Annotated in this window: 4 protein-coding genes, 1 pseudogene and 1 riboswitch; of the genes and pseudogenes, 4 read left to right on the top strand and 1 reads right to left on the bottom strand. The window is 57.7% G+C overall.

The window, feature by feature from the left end; translation table 11 throughout:
* Nucleotides 1-214, bottom strand: a pseudogene (locus ACTF5M_RS11310) (NAD-dependent epimerase/dehydratase family protein); the annotation flags it as partial.
* A 152-nt stretch (nucleotides 215-366) separates the two neighbouring features.
* Nucleotides 367-469: riboswitch (TPP riboswitch) on the top strand.
* A 64-nt stretch (nucleotides 470-533) separates the two neighbouring features.
* Between ACTF5M_RS11310 and thiD the strand changes: the two are divergent.
* The 4 genes from thiD to ACTF5M_RS11290 form a co-directional block, all read left to right on the top strand.
* The gene (thiD, locus tag ACTF5M_RS11305) at nucleotides 534-1,388 is read left to right on the top strand and encodes a bifunctional hydroxymethylpyrimidine kinase/phosphomethylpyrimidine kinase (protein ID WP_438961067.1); all 855 of its coding nucleotides are present in this window, start codon (nucleotides 534-536) and stop codon (nucleotides 1,386-1,388) included.
* The gene (locus tag ACTF5M_RS11300; protein WP_438961066.1) at nucleotides 1,385-2,368 is read left to right on the top strand and encodes an FAD-dependent oxidoreductase; all 984 of its coding nucleotides are present in this window, start codon (nucleotides 1,385-1,387) and stop codon (nucleotides 2,366-2,368) included. Before thiD ends, ACTF5M_RS11300 begins: the two co-directional genes overlap by 4 nt.
* Nucleotides 2,358-2,555, top strand: coding sequence for a sulfur carrier protein ThiS (gene thiS / locus ACTF5M_RS11295; RefSeq protein ID WP_438961065.1), 198 nt, complete (start codon nucleotides 2,358-2,360; stop codon nucleotides 2,553-2,555). The genes ACTF5M_RS11300 and thiS overlap by 11 nt, the downstream gene beginning before the upstream one ends.
* 3 nt (nucleotides 2,556-2,558) lie before the next feature.
* Nucleotides 2,559-3,161, top strand: a 603-nt coding sequence (locus ACTF5M_RS11290; RefSeq protein ID WP_438961064.1) for a thiazole synthase, incomplete at its 3' end; no start/stop codon positions are given.

The following is a 3,161-nucleotide window of genomic DNA, read 5'->3' as shown; positions in this document are numbered from 1 at the left end:
CACCAAAATGCACCACCATATCCGCGTCTTTCAACAACTGCGTCATCGCTGCAAGGTCAGCCAAATCAGCGGCTACATATGTCTCGTTGCTGGCCAAACCTTCAATGCTTTCGACGATATCTGTACTTACAAGCGTTTCACACATTGCAGAAAGAGGCGCACGCAACCTTGATCCAAGCCGTCCTGCAGCCCCCGTCAGAACCAGTTTTTTCAACATGAGATACATCCCCTATCTATCTGCAATACCGTACTTTTTAGCACCCCTTCGCGCGCTCCGTGCTAAGACTAGCGGAGCCGTGGAGATGGCTCAATGTAAATTCTGCACTCTATCCCCTTGCCGCTGCGCATCCGATAACTTAGCTAATACCCAATCCGTCGGGGGGCCTATTGCAGGCTGAGAGGTGCAGCGCACTGACCCGTCGAACCTGATCCGGACAATGCCGGCGTAGGGAACGGGTGACACGCGCCAAAGCGCATGCAAAAACCCAATCCCCTTCCCGCCAGCTGATGTCCTCAACTTGAACGAGGGCTTCATGAGCCAGCACACAGACGCGAGCCAAACCGCGAAAACACCCATTGCCCTGACCATCGCTGGTTCAGACAGCGGAGGCGGTGCAGGCGTTCAAGCGGACCTTAAGGCATTCTCGGCTTTGGGGGTATACGGTGCCAGCGTGCTAACGGCGATCACCGCACAGAACACAGTGACAGTCAGCGCAGTTCACGAAGTCCCCGCAGATATCGTTGCGGCACAGATTACCGCAGTACTGGATGATCTTAATGTGGATAGCATCAAAATTGGAATGCTGTTTTCCGTCCCCATCATCAAAATTGTGGCCGAATGTCTTGATGCATTCAAAGGCACCGTAATCCTTGATCCCGTGATGATCGCTAAATCCGGCGATGCGTTGCTGCAAGCGGACGCAGTCGAGGCGATGAAAACACACATGCTGCCGCGCGCGGATCTTTTGACGCCAAATTTGCCAGAGGCAGCAGGCCTGCTTGGCATGGCCGACGCGCAAGACCTGACCCAAGCGCAGGCCCAAGGGGCCGCACTTTTGGACCTTGGGCCACGCGCGGTTTTGATGAAAGGCGGGCACAGCGCGGGCGACATTTGTACGGACCTGCTGATCACGGATGAGAACGGCGCACGCCGCACCGATCGCTTTGAGGCCCCACGCGGTCCCACACGCAATACCCACGGCACCGGCTGTACCTATTCAGCCAGTATTGCCGCCTTTGTCGCCCGTGGCATGACACTGCCTGAGGCAACACAGGCTGCTCATACGTATCTACAAGGGGCAATTGGGGCTGCTGATACCCTACAAATTGGTTCAGGCCACGGCCCCGTGCACCATTTCCATCAAAGCTGGCAAGGCAAACAGTCATGAGCCAAGTCACCATCATCGGTGCCGGTGTTGCGGGTCTGACGATTGCGCGCGAGGTGCTGAACCGTGGCCTTAAGGTTACGTTGATTGACCGCCACGAAGGTATTGGGCCGCATCAATGCTCATGGTGGGCCGGCGGGATGCTTGCACCGTTTTGTGAGGGCGAAAGCGCAGAAGAACCAGTTGTACGACTTGGTTCCGGCGCCGCGGCATGGTGGCAAAAACACACTGGATTGGTAACGCAGGCAGGATCGCTTGTTGTTAGCCCTGCCCGTGACCGCGCCGATATGCGCCGCTTTGCACGGCGCACTACAGAGTTCCGCGAGATCGGCGCTGAGGAAATCGCCAAACTGGAGCCAGATTTGGCCGGACGGTTCAATAACGGGCTTTTGTTCGAAACCGAAGCCCATCTTGCGCCCCGCGAAGCGCTACAAAAACTGCGTGCGGGCCTGATTGAGGATGGCGCGACGTTTGAGATTGGTGAGGCAGACCCTGATCAGCTTACGGGCCTTGTGGTAGATACACGCGGCTTTGCCGCCAAATCCAACCTGCCCGATCTGCGCGGCGTCAAAGGCGAGATGCTTATCCTGAAATGTGATGACGTCAGCCTGTCACGGCCCGTGCGTCTGCTGCATCCGCGCATTCCGCTTTACGTGGTCCCGCGCGGCAGCGGTATTTTCATGCTCGGCGCCACAATGATCGAAAGCAGCGCCTCTGCGCACCCCACGGCCCGTGCAATACTGGAACTGTTGTCCGCCGCCTACGCGCTTAACCCCGCCTTTGGCGAGGCCGAAGTTTTGGAAATTGGCGTTGATAGCCGCCCCGCCTTTGCCGACAACCTGCCCCGCATTCGCAAGCAGGGAAACATCATCCGCGCCAATGGCCTTTACCGCCATGGCTTTCTGCTCTCGCCCGCTTTGGCGCGCATGGTGGCGGATGTGATTACAAAAGATGAACAACCGGAGTTTTACGATGTTGCTTAACGTAAACGGAGAGCCCACCCCGACCGACGCCACCACATTGGCCGACTTTTTGGTACAGCACGGCTTTGAAGGCGCGGTTGTGGCCACAGCTGTCAACGGCGCGTTTGTGGCCAAAACAGCGCGCGACAGCACAAAACTGGCGACGGGCGATCAGCTAGAAATACTTGCGCCAATGCAGGGGGGCTAAGCAATGCGGCAGTTTTACGGAACAGAGCTGGCCAACGGATTTATGCTTGGCACGGCACTTTACCCGTCCCCCGCCATTCTTGAGCAGGCCTTTCGCAAAAGTGGCGCGTCTGTTGCGACCGTCTCTCTGCGCCGCGAAAGCGGGCAAGCACGTGAGGGCCAGGACTTTTGGGGCATCATCCGCGAGCTTGGTGTGCACGTGCTGCCCAACACCGCCGGATGCCACACTGTCAAAGAAGCCGTGACCACCGCGCACATGGCGCGCGAAGTCTTTGGCACCAAGTGGATCAAGCTTGAGGTCATCGGCGATCAAGACACCCTACAGCCGGACGTGTTTGCCTTGGTCGAGGCTGCTCGCATTCTGGCCGAAGACGGGTTTGAGGTATTCCCCTACACCACGGATGATTTGGTGGTGGCCGATAAGCTGTTGCATGCGGGCTGCGAAGTTTTGATGCCTTGGGGCGCACCAATTGGCTCGGGACTTGGCCTCAACAACGTCTACGCGCTGCGTTCAATGCGGGCGCATTTTCCTGATGTGCCATTGGTGGTGGACGCGGGTCTTGGCCTTCCGTCCCAAGCCACAGCCGCCATCGAGTTGGGCTATGAT

Source organism: Nereida sp. (genome assembly GCF_965655635.1).
Taxonomy (GTDB): Bacteria; Pseudomonadota; Alphaproteobacteria; order Rhodobacterales; family Rhodobacteraceae; genus Nereida.
Note: the sequence above shows the minus strand (reverse complement) of the source record. Positions and strands in the feature narration are given on the sequence as shown.